General features: G+C 67.1%; 17 protein-coding genes. 6 read left to right on the top strand and 11 right to left on the bottom strand.

Features of this window, described 5'->3' with window-relative positions:
• Window positions 1–14: 14 nt before the first annotated feature.
• The 3 genes from mfd to NX02_RS11890 all read left to right on the top strand — a co-directional run bounded on the left by mfd (window position 15) and on the right by NX02_RS11890 (window position 9,556).
• Window positions 15–3,476 (top strand): transcription-repair coupling factor, encoded by a 3,462-nt coding sequence (mfd, locus tag NX02_RS11880; RefSeq protein ID WP_025292409.1) that lies wholly within the window; start codon window positions 15–17, stop codon window positions 3,474–3,476.
• A 117-nt stretch (window positions 3,477–3,593) separates the two neighbouring features.
• Window positions 3,594–8,684: an AAA domain-containing protein gene (locus NX02_RS11885; RefSeq protein WP_245648832.1), complete on the top strand. Its 5,091-nt coding sequence runs from the start codon at window positions 3,594–3,596 to the stop codon at window positions 8,682–8,684.
• A 323-nt stretch (window positions 8,685–9,007) separates the two neighbouring features.
• Entirely contained in the window at window positions 9,008–9,556 is a 549-nt protein-coding gene (locus NX02_RS11890; protein ID WP_025292411.1) for a cell wall hydrolase, read from the top strand.
• Window positions 9,557–9,583: 27 nt separating this feature from the next.
• On the opposite strand, the gene NX02_RS11895 is transcribed toward NX02_RS11890, so the two are convergent.
• The 10 genes from NX02_RS11895 to NX02_RS11940 form a co-directional block, all read right to left on the bottom strand.
• Entirely contained in the window at window positions 9,584–9,925 is a 342-nt protein-coding gene (locus tag NX02_RS11895; protein ID WP_025292412.1) for a hypothetical protein, read from the bottom strand.
• Between the two features lie 16 nt (window positions 9,926–9,941).
• The gene (locus NX02_RS11900; RefSeq protein WP_025292413.1) at window positions 9,942–11,354 is read right to left on the bottom strand and encodes an MBOAT family O-acyltransferase; all 1,413 of its coding nucleotides are present in this window, start codon (window positions 11,352–11,354) and stop codon (window positions 9,942–9,944) included.
• Between the two features lie 20 nt (window positions 11,355–11,374).
• Window positions 11,375–12,670 carry a GDSL-type esterase/lipase family protein gene (locus NX02_RS11905; RefSeq protein ID WP_025292414.1) on the bottom strand — a complete coding sequence of 432 codons (1,296 nt, stop codon included), beginning with the start codon at window positions 12,668–12,670 and terminating at the stop codon, window positions 11,375–11,377.
• Window positions 12,670–13,713, bottom strand: coding sequence for an SGNH/GDSL hydrolase family protein (locus NX02_RS11910; RefSeq protein ID WP_245648833.1), 1,044 nt, complete (start codon window positions 13,711–13,713; stop codon window positions 12,670–12,672). The genes NX02_RS11905 and NX02_RS11910 overlap by 1 nt, the downstream gene beginning before the upstream one ends.
• 139 nt (window positions 13,714–13,852) lie before the next feature.
• Window positions 13,853–14,263: a hypothetical protein gene (locus tag NX02_RS11915; RefSeq protein WP_025292416.1), complete on the bottom strand. Its 411-nt coding sequence runs from the start codon at window positions 14,261–14,263 to the stop codon at window positions 13,853–13,855.
• 13 nt (window positions 14,264–14,276) lie between these two features.
• The gene (locus tag NX02_RS11920; protein WP_025292417.1) at window positions 14,277–15,041 is read right to left on the bottom strand and encodes an SDR family oxidoreductase; all 765 of its coding nucleotides are present in this window, start codon (window positions 15,039–15,041) and stop codon (window positions 14,277–14,279) included.
• Window positions 15,042–15,188: 147 nt separating this feature from the next.
• A complete protein-coding gene (locus tag NX02_RS11925) occupies window positions 15,189–16,859 on the bottom strand; it encodes a sensor histidine kinase (RefSeq protein ID WP_025292418.1) in 1,671 nt (556 codons plus the stop codon).
• Window position 16,860: 1 nt separating this feature from the next.
• Window positions 16,861–17,247, bottom strand: a complete 387-nt coding sequence (locus NX02_RS11930) for a response regulator transcription factor (RefSeq protein ID WP_053000637.1) — start codon at window positions 17,245–17,247, stop codon at window positions 16,861–16,863.
• An 82-nt stretch (window positions 17,248–17,329) separates the two neighbouring features.
• Entirely contained in the window at window positions 17,330–18,046 is a 717-nt protein-coding gene (locus NX02_RS11935) for a response regulator transcription factor (protein WP_025292420.1), read from the bottom strand.
• Between the two features lie 78 nt (window positions 18,047–18,124).
• Entirely contained in the window at window positions 18,125–18,520 is a 396-nt protein-coding gene (locus NX02_RS11940; protein WP_025292421.1) for a hypothetical protein, read from the bottom strand.
• 157 nt (window positions 18,521–18,677) lie between these two features.
• Between NX02_RS11940 and NX02_RS11945 the strand changes: the two genes are divergently transcribed.
• The 3 genes from NX02_RS11945 to NX02_RS11955 all read left to right on the top strand — a co-directional run bounded on the left by NX02_RS11945 (window position 18,678) and on the right by NX02_RS11955 (window position 23,508).
• Window positions 18,678–21,710 carry a sensor histidine kinase gene (locus tag NX02_RS11945; RefSeq protein ID WP_025292422.1) on the top strand — a complete coding sequence of 1,011 codons (3,033 nt, stop codon included), beginning with the start codon at window positions 18,678–18,680 and terminating at the stop codon, window positions 21,708–21,710.
• Window positions 21,703–22,338 (top strand): response regulator, encoded by a 636-nt coding sequence (locus NX02_RS11950; protein ID WP_025292423.1) that lies wholly within the window; start codon window positions 21,703–21,705, stop codon window positions 22,336–22,338. The genes NX02_RS11945 and NX02_RS11950 overlap by 8 nt, the downstream gene beginning before the upstream one ends.
• A gap of 204 nt (window positions 22,339–22,542) precedes the next feature.
• On the top strand, window positions 22,543–23,508 hold the full coding sequence (locus NX02_RS11955; protein WP_025292424.1) for a hypothetical protein: 966 nt from the start codon (window positions 22,543–22,545) through the stop codon (window positions 23,506–23,508).
• A gap of 66 nt (window positions 23,509–23,574) precedes the next feature.
• Here the strand turns inward: NX02_RS11955 and NX02_RS11960 are convergent, their stop codons facing one another.
• Window positions 23,575–24,342, bottom strand: a complete 768-nt coding sequence (locus NX02_RS11960; RefSeq protein WP_025292425.1) for an enoyl-CoA hydratase-related protein — start codon at window positions 24,340–24,342, stop codon at window positions 23,575–23,577.
• Between the last annotated feature and the right edge of the window lie 55 nt (window positions 24,343–24,397).

Below are 24,397 nucleotides of genomic sequence, written 5' to 3' on the forward strand. Positions count from 1 at the left end.
CTAGTCCGAGATCCATGCCCGACCTCAAGACCATCCTCTCGGCCACCCGGCCGCTGACGCTCGCTGGCGTGCCCGCCGGCTTCCTGCCCTGGCTCGCGGCCGATATCGCCCGCGCCGCGGCGACACGCGCGGTGCTGATCGCATCCGACGATGTCGCGATGCGCGCGGTCGCGGAGGCTGTGCATTATTTTGCACCGGAGCTTGAGGTACTCGTGTTCCCCGCGTGGGACTGCCTGCCCTATGACCGCGCCTCGCCCTCGCTGCGCTCCACCTCGGAACGGCTCGCGACGTTGCACGCGCTCCAGCGAAAGCCGAAGGGGCCGCAGCTCGTCATCACCACGCTCAACGCGGCGACGCAGCGCACCTTGACGCCGTTCCGCGTCCGCCAGCTCACCGCACAGCTCGCACCCGGCGAACGCATCGACCGCGACCGGCTCGCGACGCTGCTGCAGGCCAACGGCTATGTCCGCACCGACACCGTGGCGGATGCCGGCGAGTTCGCGGTCCGCGGCGGTCTCGTCGACCTCTATCCCGCCGGCGAGGAACTGGCGCTGCGCCTCGACTTCTTCGGCGACGAGATCGAGAGCGTCCGCCGCTTCGATCCCGCCGACCAGCGCACCGTCGATCGCATCGACGGCTTCACCTTGCTTCCCGCCTCCGAGGCGCTGCTCGACGAAGACAGCGTCAAGCGCTTCCGCAGCCGCTATCGCGAGCGTTTCGGTGCCACCGCAACGGGCGATCCGCTCTACCAGGCGGTCAGCGAAGGCCGGCGCCTCGCCGGAATGGAGCATTGGCTCCCCTTGCTCGAAGAGCGGCTGGAGACCCTGTTCGATCATCTCGGCGACGATGCGGTGATCCTGCGCGACAGCGGCGTCGCCGGTGCCGCCGATGCGCGCTTCGAGGCGATCACCGACTATCACGCGAACCGCGTCCGCGCGCAGTCCTCCGACCCCGGCAGCTATCGCCCGCTGGCGCCGGACGCGCTCTATCTCGCGCGGGCGGACTGGGACGCGGCGATCGCGGAGCGGCCGATCCACCTCACCTCCCCCTTCCACGAGCCGGAGAGCGCCAGCGTCGTCGAGTTCGACGTCGAGGGCCCGCGCGATTTCGCGCCCGAGCGCGCACAGAATGCCAATATCTACGAGGCGGTGGCGGCGCATGCCCGGTCCGTCCAGCGCGACGGCAAGCGGCTGGTGCTGGCGAGCTATTCCAACGGCTCGCGCGAACGCATGCAGGGTCTGCTGTTCGACCATGGCCTGAAGGACATTGCGCTTGCCGACAACTGGCAGGAGGCGCTGGGCGCCGCTGCGCAGGGACGTGCCGCGCTGACCGTGCTGCCGCTCGACCATGGCTTCACCGCGCCCGACGTCGCGCTGCTCACCGAGCAGGACATGCTCGGCGACCGCCTCGTCCGCCGCGCCAAGCGCAAGAAGAGCGCCGACGCCTTCCTCAACGAACTGGCGACGCTCTCGCCAGGCGACCTCGTCGTCCACGCCGATCATGGCATCGGCCGCTATGAAGGGCTGACCTCGATCCCGGTCGGCAAGAGCCCGCACGATTGCGTGTGGCTCAGCTATGCCGGCGGCGACAAGCTTTACGTACCGGTCGAAAATCTCGAGGTGTTGAGCCGCTATGGCGCCGAGAATGAAGGCGTCCAGCTCGACAAGCTGGGCGGCGTCGCCTGGCAGGCGCGCAAGGCGAAGATGCGCGAGCGCATCCGCGAGATCGCCGGCGAGCTGATCGCGACCGCCGCCGAGCGCGCGCTGCGCCCCGCCGAAGTGGCGGAGCCCGACAGCGGCGGTTATCCGGCGTTCGTCGATCGCTTCCCCTATCAGGAAACCGACGATCAGGATCGTGCGATCGCCGATGTGATCGGCGATCTCGGCGCCGGCCGGCCGATGGACCGTCTCGTCGTCGGCGATGTCGGCTTTGGCAAGACAGAGGTGGCGTTGCGCGCCGCCTTCGTCGCGGCGATGGCCGGGCTGCAGGTGGCGGTGGTCTGTCCGACCACGCTGCTCGCGCGCCAGCACTTCAACAATTTCCGTGAGCGCTTCCAGGGTTTTCCGCTCGAGATCGGCCGCCTTTCCCGCCTCGTCACGGCGAGCGAATCGAAGGCGACCAAGGAAGGGCTGGCGGCGGGCACGATCGACATCGTCGTCGGCACCCACGCCGTGCTCGCCAAGGGCATCGAGTTCAAGCGGCTTGGGCTCGTCATCGTCGACGAGGAACAGCGCTTCGGCGTCGTCCACAAGGAACGACTGAAGGCGCTCAAGACCGACGTCCACATGCTGACGCTGACCGCGACGCCGATCCCGCGCACGTTGCAGATGGCGATGAGCGGTTTGCGCGAGTTGTCCGTGATCCAGACGCCGCCGGTCGATCGCCTGGCGGTGCGCACCTATGTGATGCCCTGGGATCCGGTGGTGCTGCGCGAGGCGCTGCTGCGCGAACATTATCGCGGCGGCCAGAGCTTCGTCGTCACGCCGCGCATCGCCGACCTGCCGGACATCGAGAAGTTCCTGGCGCAGGAGGTGCCCGAGGTCCGCTATGTCGTCGCCCACGGCCAGATGGCGCCCTCGATGGTGGAAGAGCGGATGTCCGCCTTCTACGACAAGCAGTTCGAGGTGCTGCTCTCGACGACGATCGTCGAAAGCGGGCTCGATATCCCTAGCGCCAACACGCTCGTCATCCACCGCGCGGACCGTTTCGGCCTCGCCCAGCTCTACCAGCTCCGCGGCCGCGTCGGCCGCTCGAAGACGCGCGCCTATGCCTATCTCACCACGCATGAGCGGGTGATGACCGAAGCGGCGGAGAAGCGCCTGAAGGTGCTGTCGGATCTCGACAGTCTCGGCGCCGGCTTCCAGCTCGCCAGTCACGACCTCGACATTCGCGGCGCCGGCAACCTGCTGGGGGACGAGCAGTCCGGCCACATCAAGGAGGTCGGCTTCGAACTCTACCAGTCGATGCTGGAGGAGGCGATCCTCGACGCCAAGGCCGGCGGCATCGCCGCCGAGACGCGCAGGACCGATTTCAGCCCGCAGATCACCGTCGATGCGCCGATCATGATCCCCGACGATTATGTGCCGGATCTCGACCTGCGCATGGGCCTCTACCGCCGCCTCAACGAGTTGGACGACGCCCGGGCGATCGAGGCATTCGCCGCCGAACTGATCGACCGCTTCGGCACGCTGCCCGATGCGACGCAGAACCTGCTCAAGCTCATCGAGATCAAGCTCAACGCCAAGCGTGCGTGCATCTCGAAGATCGACGTCGGACCCCGCGGCGCGCTGGTCAGCTTCTTCGAGGATCAGTTCCCCGACCTGCCCGGCCTCATCGCCTATGTGCAGCGATTGAAGGACACGGCGAAACTGCGGCCCGACAGCAAGCTGGTGATCACCCGCGCCTGGGCGGATCCGATGGCGCGGCTGAACGGCGCGCTGCAACTGTCACGGGGGTTGGCGAAGATCGTGCGGTGAAATGCGCGCGATTGTCGCGCCTGCGCTCTATTGCCTCGCGTTGCTCATCGTCTAGACATCGATCGGCGACGAATAGAGAACCGTGCACGCTCCGGCGTGCGGGACAGTTGGGGCATAATGATGAATGTGCAGCGCGATCGACTTCTCGACTTGATCGCCTATGTCGAGGCGACCGAGCGCGACAAGCTGAAAACGGTACTCGATGTTACGCGGCACAACGGCTTTCTTTACGCTAAAGACGAACTCGATCTTCCTGGCGTGACGCTGAATCGTCTGGTCGATGACGATGCGATCTGGCTTCACGTCGAGCGGTTGGCCAAGCAGGCGCCACCGGTTCCTGACAGCACTGAGCTGCGCTGCTGGCTGAGACTGCAGGATGATCCGGCGCAAGCGCCGCGGCTCATGAGCGAGGTTGCGGCGCAAGCGTTGATCAACGCCGGTATCTCCCTCGTGGATGAAACGGCCCAGACCGTTCGTATCGACGATTATCCCGACGCTGAGGAACTTCGCTCAGCGCTGGACGCTTACATCGCCGGCCCGTGGGCATTATGGGCCGAACAGGAACGGCCTCGCCGACTTACGATCAAGCTTTACAACGCCTTGTTCCTGCTACGGCAGTCGCTGGAGATCGCGGTCGATACGCCGATCGAGCTCGTATGCGGCATCGGCCTGGCGACGCTCGAACGCGACGGCCAGACCTTGCGCTATCCTGTGCTGACGATGGCGACCGAGATCGCTCTCGACCCTGTAACCCACGCCATCGACGTTCGTCCGCGCATGGAAGCGGCCCCGGCCGTGGAGGCGGAAACGCTCGACCGTATGGAACTCCGGGCGGTCGACGAGTGGCGAACCAATGCACGGCGCCATCTCGCCGAGTTGGAAGATGAGCCCCTGTCTCCCTTCGCCCCGGAGAGTTACGAGCCGATCCTGCGCCAGGCTGCCGCACTGCTTGATCCCGATGGCCGCTATCAACCGCTCGGTGACGCTGCGGCATCCGGCCTGCCCAAAGCCGGCCAGACGCTCGAGGTCCACGAGACCTTCATGTTCTTTCAGCGGGAACGCCGCGCCTCGCAATTGATGGACGATCTAGCTCGCTTTCGCGAACAGGCCGTCGCCGCGGCGCCCGACCTTCAGTTGCCAGGCGCATTGCTAGCATTGCTGACCGAACCGGCAACCGCGCCCAGCGAGGAGGACTATCCTTCGTACCGGGGGATCTCAACCATTCCCGGCATCACCTCGTCCGACGGCGGCGGCGAAGATCTGTTCTTTCCCAAGCCGTTCAATCGAGAACAGGTCGAGGTCGTCCAGCGGCTCGCGGTCAGGCCCGGTGTGGTCGTTCAGGGGCCTCCGGGCACCGGCAAGACGCACACCATTGCCAATATCGTCAGTCACTATCTGGCGCTGGGAAAGCGCGTGCTCGTCACGTCGCAGAAGGCGCCGGCGCTCAAGGTTCTGCGCGATCAGTTGCCCTCTGCCGTCCGGCCGCTGGCGGTCAGCCTGCTCGACAGCGACCGCGATGGTCTGAAGCAATTTCAGGAATCCGTGGAAATCATCGCTGGTCGCCTTCAGCGCATCAAGCGCAGCGAACTGACCAGCGAGATTGAATCGCTCGACAGCCAGATCGACAATCTTCACCGCACATTGGCCCGGATCGACAAGGAGGTGGACGATATCGGCCGGTCGGCGATCGCGGGCATCACGCTGGACGGGGAACAGATCGAACCACTCCGCGCCGCGCGCGATCTGATTGCAAACCCGGATCTGGCAACGTGGCTTACCGACCTGATGGATGAGAAAGCCGCATTTGCGCCGCGCTTCTCCGATCAGGACATATTCGACCTTCGCGTCGCGCGGAAGGCCTTGGGCAGGCGCTTGGCCTATCTGGGCATCGACCTTCCGGCGCTGGATCGCCTTCCCAACGACGACACGATGGCCGATGCGCATCGGGATCTGGCGCAGATGGAATCACTGCAGCGACAAATAGCTTCCGGCGAGATCGTTGCGCTGGCCGATCACCGCCCGGAAACCATCGCACGCGCGGACGCGTTGCTGACGATGGCGCGCAGCCTCAAAACCGGTCGGGACGCACTCTCGTCATCGGAGCATCATTGGACGGAGCAGGCCATCACGCTGCTCCGCCGCCTTCCCGATGACGAAGCGATCGGGGCGCTCGAAGCGAAGCGCTCAGAAGTCGAGGCGTTGCTGGAGGAGAACCGATATTTCCTCACTCGTCCGGTGGAACTCCCCGCGGACGCCATCGACGATGACAAGCTGATCGGCGCAATCGCCGACCTTGCGGGCGGCGGCACCGGCCTCGGCCTCGTCGCCGGTCTGTTCGCGGGTCAGCTCAAGCTACGCCTCGCAAGCATTCGCATCGTTGGTGAAAAGCCGCGGACAGCGGCAGACTGGGAAGATATTCGCCGGTTCGCGGCGGCCCAACAACAGGCCAAACGGCTTAAAGTCGCTTGGAACCACGCAGCCGAGCACAGCAGCCTCAGTCCTATCGACGTCGATGGCCTGATCGGTGTCCGATCCATGCTTGCCCAACTGGACCAACTCGTCTCCATCCGGGAACATATCTCCCTGGAGAACAGGGTCACCGCGGAAATCGCCAGCATCGCCCCGCGTTGGTCGAAACCGGTTCAGCGCGGCAGCGAGGCGATTGCTGCACTGCTCGACATGCTCGAAACCCATGCCCTGCGACGGCGGCTTGAGCGAGCCGGTGCAATTCGCAGATCGATGCTCGACCTTTTTGCAAACGGGCGCGCAGAACTCGGCGCGCGAATCAGGAGTTGCCTGCAAACCGATCTTGGGTCCCCGTCGATCACCACATCCGACTTCCGCGATCGTTGGGCGAACCTGCGTCAGGAGCTTTCCGAGATACTGGCGCACTGTTCGGCTCTTGAAACAGTCGCGCGGGTTACCCGGGCGATAGAGGAGTCCGGAGCGCCGAACTGGGCGAGACAATTGCGAACCGAGCCCGTCGAAGCGGTCGAGGATTCGCTGACGCCGGGAGATTGGGCCCGCCGCTGGCGCCTGCGCCAGTTTGACGGATGGCTTGCGCGCATCGACCGTCACGGTCGGCTGCATCGGCTGGCGGCCGATCGCGTGGAAAGCGAAACGCTGCTCAAATCCGCGTACGAGCGCTCGATCGAATTGCGGACATGGCTGAAACTCAGTAACCGGGCGACTGACAAGGTGCGGGCCGCACTCGCGGCCTATGCCGCTGCGGTCCGGCGCATCGGCCGCGGCACCGGCAAGAGCGCTGCACGGTACCGGCGCGATGCGCGCGACGCGTCCGACCGGGCGAAAGGCGCGCTGCCCTGCTGGATCATGCCGCATTATCGCGTTTCGGAATCGCTGCCGTCTGATTTCGGCTTGTTCGATCTGGTGATTGTCGACGAGGCTTCGCAATCCACGCTCGCAGCGCTGCCCGCGCTGATGCGTGCAGAGCAGATCCTGATCGTCGGCGACGACAAGCAGGTCAGCCCCGAGCATGTCGGCCTCGATCAGGATCGCGCCGACACCCTCGCCCACAGGCACCTTGACGGTCAGGTGCCGGACTATCGACGGCAGTTGCGTCAGGAAAACTCGCTTTACGACCTTGGGCAGGTCGTATTCGCCGGCGGGAGACTCATGCTCAAGGAGCATTTCCGCAGCGTCGCACCGATCATCGAATTCTCGAAAGCCCAATTCTACGCGCATGAACTGATGCCCTTGCGGCTGCCCACAGCCTCCGAACGACTGGATCCGCCGCTGATCGATATTCTCGTGGAAGACGGCTATCGCCGCGGAAAGCGCAACCCACCTGAAGCTGACTGCATCGTCGCTGAGATCCAGAGGATCGCCAACGATCCCGCCATGGCGAAGCGCACTGTCGGCGTCACGACGCTGCTCGGGCAAGAGCAGGCCAAGTATATCTACGACAAGATCCAGGATGAGATCGGCACGGAGATCATCGAACGACACGACATTCGCGTCGGTGATCCGACCGCTTTCCAGGGCGATGAGCGCGACATCATGTTCGTGTCGCTCGTCGCGCAGCGGGGCGATATCGCCTTGTCCGGCTCCGCTTACGATCAACGTTTCAACGTCGCCGCGTCGCGCGCGCGCAATCGCATGGTGCTCGTCCGCTCGGTAGACCTCGGCGATCTCAAGCCGGCGGACAAACTACGGCGCGCGCTGATCGAGCATTTCCGCGCTCCATTCGCTAACGAAGCGGCTGGCACCGGCAGTCGCCGCGAGCGCTGTGAATCCGACTTCGAGCGGGAGATGTTCGATCTGCTCGTGGCTCGGGGCTTTCGCGTCGATACGCAGGTTCGCGTCGGCAATTTCCGAATCGACCTGATCGTGGAAGGCGAGAATGATAGGCGCCTTGCGATCGAGTGCGATGGCGATCGGTTCCACGGCCCCGACATGTGGTCGCGCGACATGGAGCGCCAACGCCTCTTGGAACGGGCTGGCTGGGAGGTCTGGCGCTGCTTCGCCTCACGCTTCGTCCGGGAACGAAACGCCGTGCTCGACGAACTGCTCATGCTGCTCGAAACCCGTGGCATCGAACCGATGGTTGTCGAGGACGGGTGGACGAGCCGCCACACGGAGCATCGGCGTTGGCGCTCACAATCCGGCGACGACAACCAGCAATCCGAAAATCCGGATGAGGGCGCGGCTGACAAATCCGAGAATGCGCTGCCTGCGGATGAAACGCCCGCAGAAAGCCCGGACGCTCAAAGTAGGGCTGCCTTTCCCTTAGTGACGGATGACAATCCCGACGCGCACATCTTCGAGAATGGCCGGCGCACGCGCCCCCAAACAACGCCGCGCCGCGCCGCCGTCGATCTCTTCGACACGTCCGGCGATGAGGACCATCATCAGTCCGATGCACTTGAACGTAGGACCACCGAACCCGAGATCCAGTTGGCGATCCTGTATCTGATGACCGATGGTGCCGAATGGACCAACGGCGAACTCAAACGCGTACTGGACGAGAGCTTCCCGTTGACGACTGGCGACCGGATGCAAGCCGCCCACCGCCCCAATGAGCGGAAATGGGAAGAGTTGGTAAACAATGCATTGTCACCGTCCCGCAGCAATTCGCTGACATCGAGGGCTCTGGTCCGAACGGTTTCGAGGGGCCACCATATTCTGACCGACGAGGGTCGCGCTTTGATCGAGGCAAAAATCGCTCAGGAGCGCGAAGGCGGCTGAACCACAATACCGCAGTGATCCACACCACGACGCCCCCAAAATGCCCCCTCCGTTCACCGGGTTCGCCCAACAGCTGGTCGTAACGCGGTTGCAACATATCGTGTCTGCGGCCATCGGCGGCGGGTCGTTTGCCCGGGGGCATCACCAGATTGCGTTTCGACGCGTTTGCGCGCGCCCGAGGGAAGACGTGGGAAGCCTGCGTGCCGCCGGTGTTTTTGAGTTTGGCGCGGTTCGCACTTCTTGCGCATGTGATGGGGCTCTTGATGTCCTTCGGACGCAAGACATATTTTGTTGCTACTCTGTCCGTCGCTGTGGTGGCCTCCATGGCCGTGCCCGAGACGTACAGCCTCGCCGCCAGCAGCTTGGTCGAACCGAAGCCCGCGGCGGTGCCCGGCGCCGAAGCGCCGATCGTCATTACGCCTGCCACGGCTGAGCCGAAGCCGGCGATGATCACCACGGAAACGTCCGTGGCGGATGCCGGCGCCGAGCCGGCCCTCCAGATCGACGAATCCGATCCCGAACTGGTCTGCATGGCCAAGGTCGTTCGCCATGAGGCTGCAAACCAGCCGCGCGAGGGTCAGCTTGCCGTCGCCCAGCTCATCATGAACCGTTTGCGCTCGCCGAAGTTCCCGAAAACGGTCTGCGGCGTGGTTCATCAGGCCGGCCAGTTCTTCAACACCAACACCTATCATCCGTCGCGCAGCGACCGCCTGTGGCGCACGGCGATGGACGTCTCGATCGAGGCGCGTAGCGCGATGCGCGAATCGGTGATCGGCACCGCCATCTATTACAATGCGGCGCGGACGCGCTCGGCCTTCCATGCCGGCCGGAAGCTCGCCGCGACGATCGGCGATCACGCCTTCTATCATTGATCGGCGGGTCGGCGTCGGTGCCGGCGTTCAGCGGGTGGCCGCGGCCCCTTCCGCCTTCTCCTGATCCGCACCTCCGAACCGCGCGGCCTTGACCCTGTCATAGGCCGCGCGGATCGTTTTGCCGGGCGCGGTCAGCCCGGCCGCGTCGGTCAGGCCGTACCAGCCTTCCGCCGCGGTCAATATCCGCTCGCTCACCGGCCCCGGCGGCAGATCCTGCGCCCAGCCCCGCAGCGCCGTGGCGTTGAACAGCGCCAGCAGCGTCGCCGCCGTCACGATCACCACCGTCGTCCAGCGCAGCGCCTGCCGGCCGCCGGCGCCACCCTCTTCCGGCGGCAGATCGACCGGCGAGGCGAATTCCGTGTGTGGCATAGACCGCGCCTCCCGATCAGAACTGGTAATAGATGAAGGGTTCGACACCCTCGGGGCGCATCGAATCCACCAGGAGGATCGTCGCGCCGATCGCCAGCCCCAGCATCAACGGCGACCAGCGCCGCAGCATCAGCGCGACGCGCTGGATCAGCGTCGGCGGGAAGGCGTGCAGCGCAAGGCCGAACAGGATCAGCACCAGCCCGAGCGGCGCCAAGGTCGTACCGCGGCTGAAATCGAGCGCGGCGATGCCGGCGAGATAGGCGCTGGCCGCCTCGAAGCTGGCCGAACGGAAGAAGATCCAGGCCAGCGTGACGATGTGGAAGGTGATGAGGATGCCGAGCGCGGTCGGCAGCGTCGGCAGCCCCGCCGGCCGATGCTGGCGCCATAATCGCTCGAGCACGAGCACGCCGCCGTGGATCGCGCCCCAGATCACGAAGTTCCAGCTCGCGCCGTGCCACAGCCCGCCGAGCAGCATCGTCGTCATCAGCGCGAGATAGAGCCGCGCCGGCCCGTGGCGGCTGCCGCCGAGCGCGATATAGAGATAGTCGCGCAGCCAGCTCGACAGGCTGATGTGCCAGCGGCGCCAGAAATCCTGCAGCGAGGCGGCGCGATAGGGCTGGTTGAAGTTGATCGGGAAGCGATAGCCGAGCAGCGCAGCGAGGCCGATCGCCATGTCGCTATAGGCCGAAAAATCGCAATAGATCTGAACGGCATAGCCATAGGATGCGAGAATCAGGTCGAAGCTGCCATGCGCCGCCGGATCGAAGAAGATCGGATCGACGAACTCGGTGGCGAGGTAGGAGGCGATGATCGACTTCTTGAACAGCCCCCAGACGATCAGCAGGAAACCCATCGCCGCCATGCCGCGGTCGAGCTTCGGCCCCGCCTCCAGCTGCGGCACGAGGTGCGAGGCGCGCACGATCGGGCCTGCGACGAGATGCGGGAAGAAGGACATCAGCAGCACCATGTCGAGCAACCGCGCCGGCCGCGTCTCGCGCCGGTAGATGTCGATCAGGTAGCTCATCCCCTGGAAGGTGAAGAAGGAGATGCCGACCGGCAGCACCACCTGCATGATCGTCACGTCCCGCTGCCAGCCGAGGCCATGGAGCAGCTCGACGAACTGCTCCATGAAGAAGCCGTAATATTTGAACCAGCCGAGAATGCCGAGATTGGCGACGACGCCGGCGATCAGCACCAGTCGGCGCGGCCGTTCCTCCTCGTCATAATGCAGGATCAGCCGCGCGGCGCCCCAGTTGAGGAAGCCGCTGACGATGAGCAAGGCGACGAAGCGCCGGTCCCACGCCCCGTAGAAGATCCAGCTCGCCACGAGCAGTACGATCTTGTGCCATTCGAGCGAACGCCGCGTTCCCCAGCCGAGCGCGAACACGCCCAGGAAGAACAGCCCGAAGCTGGCCGTCGGAAACAGCACCCCCCGCCCCTCGCCCGCCGTTACCGCGGACGCGACGCAGCGAAGCGCGCATAGGCGGCGTCGAGATCCGAGAAGATCATCGATCCGATGCGGCCGCCGCCGGCGCGGGTGAAATGAACATGATCGCCGCGCACCAGCGGCGGATCGGCCTTGCGCCAGGTGGATGCGGCGCATGCGCCCCCCATCGCCGCATTCCAATCCCAGAAGCCGAGCTTCAGGTCACGCGCGACGATGCGCTGACGCTCGCGGATCGCCGAGAGCAGGGTCGGCGTGTACCAGCCGGGATCGCCCGGGCAGGCGACCGGGCTGCCATAGTTGCGCGCCAGCGCGACATTGCTGGTGCCGGCATCGGGCGCGCCGATCAGCAGGATCGGCACCTCGCGCCCCGCCAGCCGTCGCAGGCGCCGCACCTGCGCGCGCAGGTCGACCTCGAACACCGCCGGCGTCAACGCCTGCGAAAATCCCTCGTTGGTGCCGAAGGCGAGTACGATCAGGTCGGGCTTGTACTCGGCCAGTTCGTCGGCGACGACGCGGTCGTCCTCGCGGCCGAGATGGGTGAGCTGCGACCCGCTGACGCCGAGGTTGGAGACCGCCACGCCGCCCTTGCGCACGAAGGTGGCGAAGGAGGTGATGGTGACGACGCCATTGCCTTCCGTGGTGAGTTGGGCGGCGGATTGGCGCCAGTCGCTGTCGACCGTCCTGCAGGCGGCACCGCCCTGGCTGCCCGACAGGTCGAGCCGTTCGGTCTTCGCCCCCAACTGGATGATCGCGCTGCCGCCGCCCGCGCGGCGGACGCCGCACACCGTGACGCGATCGAAATTCTGGTCGGGCGTATCGGTCGTCACCCCCATCCGCTCGTCGCCACCGGCCGTGGTGAGCGAGAAGCCGGCGATGCCGATCGGCGCGCCCGCGCTGTTCCAGCCCCTGCCGAAATTGGCGTTGACCGTCCATCCCGCCGACATCGCCTGGGTGACGCCGAAGGTGATGACGCCCGGATAGGGCCGGCCCGGCGCCAGCATGCCGCGCCCGCCGAAGCCGAACCGGGCCTGCATCGGCACCCGCCAGCCGTTGGAGATCATGTCGCCGGCGGTGTGGCTGTCGCCGACCTGCATGATGTGGACGGGCCGGCGCGCATTGCTGCGCGCATCGTCGAGCGCGGCAAAGAACGGTTCGAGGTTGCGGGCATAGCAGAGGCGCGGTCCGCAATCCCGCGCCGCCGCCTGCGCGGTCGCTTCCGCCTGTTCCTGCGCGGCGACCGGAGTCACCGATGACGCCGCCGCGATCAGCGCGGCGGCGATGGCTGCAATCCGCCGCATCAGTTGGTGCGCTCCTCGACCGGTTCCGCACCGGGGGCCGGACGGCCCGCCTCGGCGCGGGCGATCTCGACGCTCTTGCGGATGCGCGTCGTCAGACCTTTGGTCAGCAGCGAATAGGCATGGCCCGTCGCCATGTGGATTCCGTCATTGGCGCGGGCCAGTTCGCTTCTTCCTGTCTTGGGGTCGGTGAGATGTGCAGTATATTGCCCATCGCCATCGACGCTGAGCGGCACCGTATCGATGAAGGGCACGCCCAAGGCCTGCATGCGGGTGGCATAGAAGGCGTTCATCTGCGCGACCTTCGCCTCGAAATCGGGCTCGCGCATCTTGGGCAGCCCCACCCAGTAGACGGCGATGCCGCGATCCTTGAGCAGCCTGACGATCGCCTCGGCGCGGTCGCCGACGATCTTCTGCCATTCGGGCGTCATATATTTGGCGGCGACGCCATCGGCATAGATGTCGAACGTGTCGTTCGCACCGAACGAGATCACCGCCACATCCACCGGCTCCGCGTCGATCTTGCTACGGATGTCGTCCAGCAGGTTCAGCTTGGCATAGCGGGTGAAGCCGGTCGCCTGCCTGGCGAACCCTTCGACCTCATAGCCCTTGTCGCCCTTGAACTGCAGGTAGAGCCCCTGGGTCAGGCCGACGCCGAAACTGTCGCCGAACACGCCGATCCTCACCGGCCGCCCGGCCGCGGCAGACCGCGCGACGGCGGGGCTCACCCGGTCCATCGCGATCTGCGACGCGGCGGGCTGCGGCCGGCCGCCGAGGACCGGCGACGCCTTGGGCGCAGGCGGCAGGACCGCCGCCGGCGCCGGGGTTCCGCCATGTTCGCCGAACGCGAAGCCGATCGTCACGCCCACCGCGATGCCGACGAACAGCACCGCGGTGCGATCCATCACCAGCGTGAGCGGCGAGCGCCGGCGCGGCGCCCGCGCCCAGGCCGGCGCGCCCGGTTCGATCCCCGGGTGGTTGCCGCCTTCATTCGATGTCGGGCGTGCCGCCGCCCCGTCCATTGCCCAGTCCCGCGTATCGACCATCAATCACCCTTCGCGACCGGTGCATGTCCGATCGTCCCGGGATTGGCAAGCGCGCGCCGGGAAGGACACACCGTTCGCGACGGGCAGTGCCTGCGGCACCATAAACTGCCCCTGAACGACGCAGCCGACCTCGCCTGCTTCAGCGCGAGGCGGCTGCCCGGCGATCGCCGATCGCCCAACAGGTCAGCAGGATCCCGATCAGCGCGGGCAGGGTGACGGCCGGGAAATCGCGGGCCAGCGCGGATACGCCGCAAATGCCGGCAGCGACCTCCCAGACGTGGAACAGCGCATGCGCGCAGAGCCACAATGTCGCCCCGCCCCAAAGCACCACGCGCGCCGCGGGCCTGGCGATGCCGGCGAGGAAGGCCGCTCCCAGGAACAGGAATATGATGCCGATGTCGCGGATGAAATGCTGGTTGAAGGGCCCGGTGGTGGTCACACCGGGCACCGCGAAATACCAGTCGGCGGGGGCGATCAGCATGTAGCTGCCATTCGCCACCGCCGCCAAGCCGAGCACGCCGGCCAGCAGCATGCAACTCTGCCTGAGCATCGTCGGTCCTCCCTTACTTGCCGGACGGCGGTGGCGGCACGTTGGCGAGCCACCAGTCGAAGCCGGTGCTGCCGGCATGGGCGCCGGCCGCCGGCATCAGAGAGCCCTCGTCGAGCAGCACGCCGAAATAGGGCGCCGCCGGATCGGTCACCACACGCCGCGGATCCTTGTCGAACGCGAGCACGCGACCGACCAGTTCGTCGATATAGAAGGGCTCGGGGCCGGAAATTTCGACGATCCCGTTCGCCGGCGCCGCCAGCGCTGCCTCGGCAACCGCCGCGGCGACATCCTGCGCGGCGATCGGCTGGAACGGCGCATGCGGCAGGCGGACGACGTCGCCCTCGGTGGCCGAGGCGGCGATGCCGCGCACGAACTCGAAGAACTGGGTGGCGTGCAGCAGGGTGTAGGGAATGCCCGCCGCCGCGATCAGCTTTTCCTGCGCCAGCTTCGCGCGGAAATAGCCGCTGGCCTGCAGACGATCGGTGCCGACGACGGAAAGCGCGACATGGTGCCCGATGCCGGCGGCACGCTCGGCAGCCGCGATATTCTCCCCCGCGGTCTGGAAGAAGCGCATCGCGGCCTCATCCTCGAACGAAGGCGCGTTGGACACGTCGACGACGACCGCCGCCCCGTCCAGCGCCTCGGCGAGGCCGGCGCCGGTGATCGTGTCGACCCCGGTGCTGGGCGCAGCGGCAACCACCTCGTGTCCCTTGGCCTTCAGCAATTCGACGGTCTTCGACCCGATCAGGCCGGTGCCGCCAATCACGACGATCTTCATCACCCTATCCTCTGCTTGCGTACGTTCCGAAGGGGGGGGGCATGCAGCCCCGCGACGAAGTGGAGCATCGCCGAAAGCGCGCGGCGACGGCATCGTGCGCAGAGCCAGGCGATGCTCGCCGAAAGGCAAGGCAACCTCTCCCCGAGGCTAGGGTGCCCGCTCGGCGACGGGCAGCACGAAGCGGAAGCGCGCACCGCCATCCGGATGGTTCGCCGCGCCGATCGTGCCGCCATGCGCGGTGATGATCGACTGACAAATCGCCAGGCCGATGCCCACGCCCTCATCCTTGGTGGTGAAAAAGCTCTGAAAGATCCGATCGAGATACTCCGGCGCGATGCCTGGACCGCTGTCATGGACCGTGAAGGCCACCCCATCGTGCGGGTCTGGCGCGGTGCACAGTTCGATCCGCCCCTTCGTGCCCACCGCCTGGACGGCATTGAGGATCAGGTTCACGATCACCTGCTGCAATTGCACGCGATCGCCGAGCACGCGCGGCAGGCTGCTGCCCAGCCGCATCGACAGGTCGATCGCACGCGTTTCCAGCTCATGCCGGACGAATGCCAGCGCCTCGAACACGACGATGTTGAGTTCCAGCGCCTCGCGTTCGGCCGCGCGCGGCGCCGCCATCGCGCGCACGCGCTTGACGATGTCGCTGGCGTGGCGAGCGCTTTCGGCGATCCGCCCCGTCAATTGCATCGCCTTGGCGAGGTTCGGTTCGTCGCGCGCCAGCCAGCGCAGGCTGGTCTCGGCGTTGGTGACGATCGCCGCCAGCGGCTGGTTGACCTCATGCGCGATCGATGTTGCGAGTTCGCCCAGCATCGAGATCCGCGCCGCGCGCGAATAATCCGCCTGGAGCTGGCGATACTGCACGTCGGTGCGCAGCCGGTCCGTGATATCGTCGAGGCTCAGCATCGACACATCGAGCCGTTCGGGCGGGGTCGGGTAGGTCACCGTCAATGCCACGTCGCGCAGGCGGCCGTCGAACGTTCGCAGCTTCATCACTTCGGTATAGCTGCGCGCGCCATCGAAATGCGCCTTGATCACGCGCTTGGCGGTCTCGGGCGAGGCGCTGAACACGAAATCGACCGAACCGATCACCCGATCGGCCGACTCCACGCCGAGCACCTGCAGCGCTTTCAGATTGGCATCGGTCACGCGCACGATATCGCGCGACCGGAGCGCCACTTCGGGCTCGGCGGCCAGGAACGCGCCGATGTCGGTCACGCCCCTGCAGCGCAGCGCCTCGAAGATCGGCGCCATCGCGGTGGCATCGACCTGCAGCAGCGCCCAGGGCAGATGATGGATCAGGCTGCGATAGCGCTGCTCCGACGCGCGCACCAACCAGAACGACCGATGGTCGGCAACGCGACCACCCAGCGAGACGATCAGCATGTCAGGCCGCGCCGGATTGCCCGAGACGGTGATCGTCGCATCGTCGAACAGCGACGTGGAAATGCGGCGCGACGCCGGCCGGCCGGCGGCCGCGGCGGCGACCAGTTCGGCAAGGTCGCCCCATCCCTCGGAGGGCCAACAGGCGGTGACGGGCTGGCCGACCATGCGCCAGCGCGCGCCCAGCGGCCCCAGCGCGTGCAGCGCGTTCTGATCCGCATCGGCGATGCGGACGGCGGCGAGCAGCGCCGATGCCCACTCGACCGATCGCGTGCCATCGTCGACGGCCGCGATCAGCGCGCGCGCATCCGAGATGTCGAGCGCCCACCAGGCCGTGCCGTCCCCGTCGATCTCGCGGAGGCGATCGATACCGGGATCGGCAGGGTCCGCCCGTTCGGCACCGGCGAAAGATCGGGAGGCCTCGGTCATGTCAGGCGGTGGCCCCTGCCCCGCCATCCAGCGCCGCGTGGAGCGCGTCCAGCAGCGCGGCATCGGCGAAGGGCTTGGTGAACCAGGCCGAAGCCCCCGCTGCCATCGCCCGCGCGCGCGCCGCCTCATCGATCAGCGACGTGATCACGATCACCGGCAGCGTCGATCCGCGCTGTCGCAGGCGTCGCTGCAGCTCGATCCCGTCCATTTCCGGCATCCTCACATCGGTGATCAGGCAGGCAAAACGTTCGGGGGTCGGATCCTTCAGGAAGGCGATCGCCCCTCCGAACGTCTCGGCGGCAAAGCCTTCAACGAGCAGCAGGTCCGACAACGCCTCACGAACGGCTTCATCATCATCCACGATCGCGATCAGGGGCGGTATCGACACGCGGTGGGCCCTTAACGATGCGGCCGGTATGGCCACCCCGCGATGTCGCCGAAACCCGTTGGATTTGTAACCATCCCATGGTCTAGGTCACCGGATCGCGAAGCTCCTCCGGCAGCAGATCCCAGGCACGGATCAGCTCACCCACCGAGGTCGCCTGCATCTTGCGCATCACGCTGCTGCGATGGAGTTTCACCGTCACCTCGGAAATGCCGAGATCGAACGCGATCTGCTTGTTGAGGCGCCCATTGGCGACCTGGCGCAACACCTGACGTTCGCGCGCCGTCAAGGTGGCATGGCGATCGGCCTGCTGCCGCTTCACCCGCGCGCCGGCGCGATACGCCATGTCGCGCTCGATCCCCGTCGTGACCGCATCGAGCAGCGACTGATCGCGCACCGGCTTGGTGAGAAAATCGACCGCTCCCGCCTTCATCGCCTGCACGCTCATCGGAATGTCGCCATGGCCGGTCAGGAACACGATCGGCCGCGGCTTGCCCGACGATGCCAGATGCTGCTGGAGATCGAGCCCGCTCGATCCCGGCATGCGTACGTCAAGCACCAGGCAGCAGGGACGATCGGGAATGTCGCGTTCGAGCAGATCGCGTGCCGATGCAAAGCCGATCGCTTCCAGCCCGACCGAATCCATCAGTTCCATCAGCGCACTGCGCACCGCGCCATCATCGTCGACGATCAGCACCAGCGGGCTGTCCTGCCCCATCGTCACCCGACGAAGGGCAAGATCGCCAGCGCGCGGCGGTGCCGATCGCGTGCTCGCGGGGCTCATCTGCAATCCGATGCTCATCCTGTGCTCTCCCAGCGGTAGCGACGGCGGATGTCCGATGTTTTCATGGTGCATGCCGAAACGAAATCCCAAGACCGGTTACCCGGAGCCTCCCCGATCGGGGGAGCGCGGTTCGAGGCGGATGACCCTGCGACCATAGCGGTGGGCATCCACCGAAAAGGCGCCGGGCCCAAGAAATGCCAGCGCCACAGCGGCGACCGCGGCGGCGAGGCGCAGCGGAATGGCCTCTCCGGAGACGAAGGAAAGATCCGCAACCAGCGTTCCGACAAGCAGCAACGCCGACACGCGCGTGCCGAACCCGGCCACGAACCCGAACGCCATCAGCGCGGCCGGCACGGCCACCAGCCAGCCATGCGTTTCCGGAGGCAATATCCCGGCAAGCGCGGGAAAGGCCATGAGCGCACAGGAGCAGCGCATCAGCAGCGCCGCGATGCCGGGCGCGCCGTCCGGAAAACGTATGATCAGCTTCGCCACGTGCCGGCGATAGCATCCGCCGGATGCCGGGCCAGCCTTCGTTGCGGGTATGTCTCTATCCCCCATTCGGGGGTAGCATCCATCGCCGCTGCCGCGGAATGGGAGCGCGTCGGGACAAGGCTTCGGGAAAGGCCGGAACAGTTTGCTGAACGGGACGATGCGGCTCATCGGGATCTCGCTTGCCCTGGCGCTGCTCGCGCAGCCGCCCGCGGTGCAGGCCGATCCCGGCCGACGGCTCGCGCATTATGTCCACTATCGCTGGAGCGGCGGCAATGAGGTGCCGGCGCCGGTGCTCGGCATGACGCAGGGGCGAGACGGCTTCATCTGGCTCGCCACCGCCGAAGGCCTGTTTCGCTTCGACGGTATCAGCTTCGAGCCGATCCGCGCGGGCGATGCCGCCGGCAGCGAGGATCCGCCAACCGCGGTAATCGCCGCGCGCAACGGAGACATCTGGGTCACGCCGCGGCGCTCGCGCAGGTTCCTCGTCTACCGCGAGGGGCGCTTGCGCGTGGCCGCACCGGCCGCACCCGAATGGATCATGGATCTTGCCGAGGCCGGAGACGGCGCGATATGGGCGCTGACGGCCAGCCACAGCGCCGAGGTGCTCCGCGTCGCCGGGGGCCGTTGGCAGCGCTTCGGCGCGGAGCATGGCGTTCCGCGGGACGATGCGCTCAGCCTGCTCGTCGCCCCCGACGGCACGATCTGGGTATCGCTGTGCAACTCGATCATCCGCATGACGCCGGGCGCCAAGCGCTTCTCGCTCGTACGCGAAACGCCACGCGCCAATGGCCGGCTGTCGCTCGATCCGGAAGGACGCGTCTGGCTCTCCGAACGCGGCGGCAGTTACGCGCTGACCGGCCCCGGTGGACGCGGCACGCCGGATCGCCCGGGCAGACCCTATGCCACCGACGACGCCCAGATTCGCGGCGCGCCGATGTTCGATCGCAGCGGCAATCTGTGGCTCGCGACGCGCTATGCGGGCCTCGAGCGCATCGCCACGGGCGCCGCGCCAGGCGCCGCGCCCGAGCATTTCCGCACCAGCGACGGCCTGTCCTCGGACGTGACCAACCGGCTGTTCGAGGATCGCGAGGGCAATATCTGGATCGGCACCGAGAAGGGGCTCGACCGGCTGCGTCCGTCGACCTTGCGCTTCGAACCGCGCCTCACCGCCCCGGCCGCTTTCGGCGACAAGCTGATGGTTGCGCGCGACGGCAGCGTCTATGTCGGGCAGGCGCGCACGCTCTATCGCGTCCGTCCGGGCGGCGATCCGGTCGCGATCCTCACCGACATCCGCGAACCGCAAAGCCTGTGCGAGGCGCCCGACGGTGCGATCTGGGTGGGCTTCGGCACGCACATTCTCATCCTCCAGAACGGTCGGGTCCGCCGCACCTTCCCGCGTCCCGAAGTCCGCAGCATCATCTATGATTGCGCGTTCGATGCCGCAGGAGACTTCTGGATCTCCGCGGCTGCCGGCGGGCTCCACCGCTACCGCCAAGGCCGCTGGGAACGCATGTATGGTGCCACCCGCACCGACGGCTTCACACCGACGACCCTCGTGCGGGATTCCACCGGGCGACTGGTGGTCCAATGGTCCTTCAACGCGCTCGCCTGGCTCGACGGCGGCACGCCGACACTGCGCCCGATCGATTTCGGCAATGCCGAGCGCGGCGTGGTGACGCTGCATGCCGGCAACCAGGGCGATATCTATGCCGCCGGTGCCTTCGGCATCAGCCGTTTCCATGACGGGCGCATCGAGCGCCGTCGGGCGCATCCCGCCTCGGACAACAGCCGCATCAACGGCATGGTCCAGACGCACGATGGCGACACCTGGCTCGCCTACCCGAAGGCGTTGGTGCGGATGCGGTCGACCGACCTTGCCCGCGCCCTCACGGACCCGTCCTTCTCGCCGCCGGTCCTCGCGCTCGGCGCCGCGGAAGGGCTGGTCAGCCGCCCTCATTCCAAAAGCCAGCTCGCGCTGGTGCAGGGCGGGGACGGGCGGCTGTGGGTGGCGACCGAGACCGGCACGATGTGGATGGACCCACGTCATATCGTCCGCAACACCCTGGCCCCTCCCGTCGAGATCACGTCCATCATCGCCAACGGCGATGTGTTCCGCGATCCTGCCTCGGTCACGCTCGCCGCGGGCACGCCCAGCATAGAGATCGACTTCGCCGCGCTGAGCTTCGCCGACCCGCGGCGGGTGGCGGTGCGTTACCGGCTCGACGGGTTCGACAAGAACTGGCTCGATCCGGGAACGCGCCGCCAGGCCTTCTATACCAACCTGCCGCCCGGCCAGTATCGCTTCCGCGTCATTGCCGCGAACGAGGCCGGCATCTGGAACCGCGAGGGCGCGGCGGTGGCGTTCGAAATCCCGCCGACCTTCGTCCAGTCGCGCTGGTTCCTGGCGACCTGCGCGCTCGTGCTGCTGTTGCTCGGCTGGCTGCTCTACAGGCTGCGGCTGGCACAGGTCGCCGGCCGCATCCGCAGCCGGCTGGAAGAACGGCTCGGCGAGCGTGAGCGCATCGCACGCGAACTCCATGACACGTTGCTGCAAAGCGTCCAGGGACTCGTGCTGCGCTTCCAGTCGGTCGCCAACCGGATGCCGCCGGAGGAGGACGGCCGCGCGCACCTCGAAGCGGCGCTGAGGCGTGCCGACGACGTCATCACCGAAGGCCGCAACCGCGTGCAGGATCTTCGGGTCAGCGATGGATCGAGCGACCTGCCCGGCCTGCTGAAGGAGCGGGCCGAGGGCGTCGGCTTCGATGCCGCGGTGCATGTGCGCATCGTCGTGGAAGGGCGGCCACGGCCGGTGCATCCGCTCGTCTCGGTCGAGCTCGGCCGCATCGCCGACGAGGCGCTGTTCAACATCGTCAGCCACGCCCGCGCCGGCGCGGTCGAGATCGCCATCCGCTTCTCCCGCCGCGAACTGGGCGTCGAGATCTGCGACGATGGCGTCGGCATGCCGGCGGACGTCTGCGCCGCGGGCCGCAAGCCGGGCCATTTCGGGCTTGTCGGCATGCACGAGCGTGCCGCGCGCATCGGCGGCACCTGCTCGATCGAAAGCAAGCCCGGCATGGGCGCGGCGGTGACGATCACATTGCCCGCCCGCCTCGCCTATGCCGACCACAGGTCGCGTCGCCGGCTGTTCCCGCTGCCATTCTCCCGAAACAAGGACGCCGACCATGGCTGATCCCGCCGCACCGCCGATCCGCATCCTGCTCGTCGACGACCATCCGATGCTGCGCGAGGGGGTCGTCGCGATCGTCGAGGATCGCCCCGACATGGTCGTCGCCGGCGAGGCCCGCAACGGCGCCGAGGCGATCGAGCAGTTTCGCGCGCTTCGGCCCGACGTCACATTGATGGACCTGCAGATGCCGGTGATGAACGGGCTCGAGGCGCTGATGGCGATCCGCGCCGACTTCCCCGATGCGCGCATCCTCGTGCTCACCACCTATGCCGGCGATGTGCAGGCGGTGCGCGCGCTGAAGGCCGGGGCGACGGGCTATCTGCTCAAAAGCAGCCTCAGGACCGAACTGATCGAGGCGATCCACGACGTCCATCGCGGCCGGCGTCACATCCATGGCGATGTCGCCGCCGAAATCGCTCTGCACGTCACCGACGATGCGCTGACCGCGCGCGAGGTGGCGGTGTTGCGGCTGGTGGCGGTGGGCAAGGCCAACAAGGAGATCGCCCGCGCGCTCGGCCTTTCCGAGGAAACGGTAAAGGCGCACCTCAAGAACATCTTCGCCAAGCTCGACGTCGCGGACCGGACGCATGCGGTGACGGTCGCGGTGCGGCGCGGCATCATCGCGTTGTGAGCGCGCGCATCGCGTGAACCATAGCATCGTCGGGGTTTTCCCCGCCCCAGAGCGCATTCCCTCTGCCGGCCGATTGGGCCATGCCCTGCACATGCCCGTTTCCGGCAGGGATGCTGGATGCACATGCCGTGCGGTGATAGCCTCAGGCGACGATCGACACGGATATCGTCGGCACGCGGCACGGCCATACGCAGGAGACCAGCAATGCCACCGCCGATCCGCATCCTGCTCCAGACGACGATCCCGCCGATCGAGGACGATTGGCATATCGGCCGTTTCTCGATGCTGCGCGACCATCTTGCCGGGCTGACCGATGGGGATGGCGCGCCGCTGTGCGCGGTCACCGCGCGGGACCGGACGCCGCCGGGCACGCCCGATCCGGTGCTGTCCCGGATCGACACGAGCGATTTCGACCAGCTGTGGCTGTTCGCGGTCGATGTCGGCGATGGGCTTCATGCCGATGATTGCGCGGCGATCGGCCGTTTCCGCCAGCGCGGCGGCGGCCTGCTGGCGACGCGCGACCATATGGACCTCGGCAGTTCGCTCTGCACGCTGGGCGGCGTCGGCGAGGCGCATTTCTTCCACAGCCGCAACCTAGACCCCGATCCGGCCCGCCATATCGTCGACGATCGCGAGACCGGCTATATCCTGTGGCCCAACTATCATTCGGGCGCCAATGGCGACTATCAGCGGATCGACCCCGTCGATCCGCCGCACGCGCTACTCGGCGATCCCGGCGCGCCCGATGGGCTGATCCGCTATCTGCCCGCGCACCCGCATGAGGGCGCGGTCGGCGCCCCGCCGCAGGATCCCTCCGCGCGGGTGATCGCCACGGGCACCAGCAAGGTGACCGGCCGGCAGTTCAACATCGCGGTCGCGTTCGAGCCCATGGCGGAGGCGGGCCCGGCGGTCGCCGAATCCACCTTCCACCACTTCGTCGACTATAATTGGGATCCGGCCGCGGGCTGCCCGAGCTTCGTCAGCGAACCGCCGGGATCGGGCATCGCAGGATCGCCCGAGGCGCAGCGGGCGATCCGCCGCTATGTCCGGAATCTTGCGCTATGGCTTGCCGGACGGCCTGTTGCGGACCGCCGCGAACAGCGCGACCGCGCGCGGGCCGAGGCGCCGGAGGAAAGCGTCCCGGCGAGCGATCCACGCGCTATTCCCTGATACGGAGGCTCAGGGGCGCGGATATCCAGGTGTGAACGGTTGGCCGAGGCACACGCGCCTCGGCGATCAACCGAACCGACCGAAGTCCGGTGCCCGGCGTTCGGCAAAAGCTGTAAACGCCTCCCGCGCCTCGTCGGTCTGCAGGCGCGCACCGAACAGCATGTTTTCCGCATCCATCCGCGCCGCCACGATGGCGGCATCGCGCATCAGCCGCTTGGTCGCGACCACCGCGCCCATAGGCTGACGCGCAAGCCGCGCGGCGAAGGCGGCCGCGGTCGGCAGCAGATCGGCTGCGGGAACGACCCGATTGGCGAGCCCCCAGGCCAGCGCCTCTTCGGCGGAAACCGGCTCGCCCAGCGCGAACATCGCGAAGGCGCGCGCATGGCCGATCCGCGCAGGCAGCAACAGGCTGGACGCGGCTTCGGGCACCAGCGCGAGGTTGACGAAGGGCGTCGTCAGCACCGTCTCTTCGGCGAGCACGACGAGATCGCAGTGAAGCAGCATCGTGGTGCCGATGCCGACCGCCCTGCCCTGCGCCGCGGCGACGAGGGGCTTGGCGTTGCCGGCCAACGCCTTGAGAAAACGGCCGACGTGCGGCCGCGGCGGGCCGCCGGCGGCGACCTGCGCGAACTCGCCGACATCGTTGCCGGCGGTGAACATGTCTCCTTCCCCGCGCAGCAGGATCGTGCGCGTAGCGGCATCATCCTGCGCCTGCCCGATCGCATCGGCGAGCGCGCCATACATCGCGTCGGTGAGCGCATTCTTCTTGTCGGGACGGTTCATCACCAGCGTCAACACACCATCCGCCGCCCCCACCACGATATGGTCGGTCATGCTCGCTCTCCTCCGCGTCGGTCGCCACCGCACGATTGCCGGCGCGCCGTTGGGC

This window comes from Sphingomonas sanxanigenens DSM 19645 = NX02 (assembly GCF_000512205.2).
Lineage (GTDB): Bacteria > Pseudomonadota > Alphaproteobacteria > Sphingomonadales > Sphingomonadaceae > Sphingomonas_D > Sphingomonas_D sanxanigenens.

Excerpts from the sequence above, each read along its gene's own strand:
- mfd (WP_025292409.1), top strand. The coding sequence starts at position 15 with ATGCCCGACCTCAAGACCATCCTCTCGGCCACCCGGCCGCTGACGCTC.
- NX02_RS11885 (WP_245648832.1), top strand. The coding sequence starts at position 3,594 with ATGATGAATGTGCAGCGCGATCGACTTCTCGACTTGATCGCCTATGTC.
- NX02_RS11890 (WP_025292411.1), top strand. The coding sequence starts at position 9,008 with ATGGCCGTGCCCGAGACGTACAGCCTCGCCGCCAGCAGCTTGGTCGAA.
- NX02_RS11895 (WP_025292412.1), bottom strand. The coding sequence starts at position 9,925 with ATGCCACACACGGAATTCGCCTCGCCGGTCGATCTGCCGCCGGAAGAG.
- NX02_RS11905 (WP_025292414.1), bottom strand. The coding sequence starts at position 12,670 with ATGCGGCGGATTGCAGCCATCGCCGCCGCGCTGATCGCGGCGGCGTCA.
- NX02_RS11910 (WP_245648833.1), bottom strand. The coding sequence starts at position 13,713 with ATGGTCGATACGCGGGACTGGGCAATGGACGGGGCGGCGGCACGCCCG.
- NX02_RS11915 (WP_025292416.1), bottom strand. The coding sequence starts at position 14,263 with ATGCTCAGGCAGAGTTGCATGCTGCTGGCCGGCGTGCTCGGCTTGGCG.
- NX02_RS11920 (WP_025292417.1), bottom strand. The coding sequence starts at position 15,041 with ATGAAGATCGTCGTGATTGGCGGCACCGGCCTGATCGGGTCGAAGACC.
- NX02_RS11925 (WP_025292418.1), bottom strand. The coding sequence starts at position 16,859 with ATGACCGAGGCCTCCCGATCTTTCGCCGGTGCCGAACGGGCGGACCCT.
- NX02_RS11935 (WP_025292420.1), bottom strand. The coding sequence starts at position 18,046 with ATGAGCATCGGATTGCAGATGAGCCCCGCGAGCACGCGATCGGCACCG.
- NX02_RS11945 (WP_025292422.1), top strand. The coding sequence starts at position 18,678 with ATGCGGCTCATCGGGATCTCGCTTGCCCTGGCGCTGCTCGCGCAGCCG.
- NX02_RS11950 (WP_025292423.1), top strand. The coding sequence starts at position 21,703 with ATGGCTGATCCCGCCGCACCGCCGATCCGCATCCTGCTCGTCGACGAC.
- NX02_RS11955 (WP_025292424.1), top strand. The coding sequence starts at position 22,543 with ATGCCACCGCCGATCCGCATCCTGCTCCAGACGACGATCCCGCCGATC.
- NX02_RS11960 (WP_025292425.1), bottom strand. The coding sequence starts at position 24,342 with ATGACCGACCATATCGTGGTGGGGGCGGCGGATGGTGTGTTGACGCTG.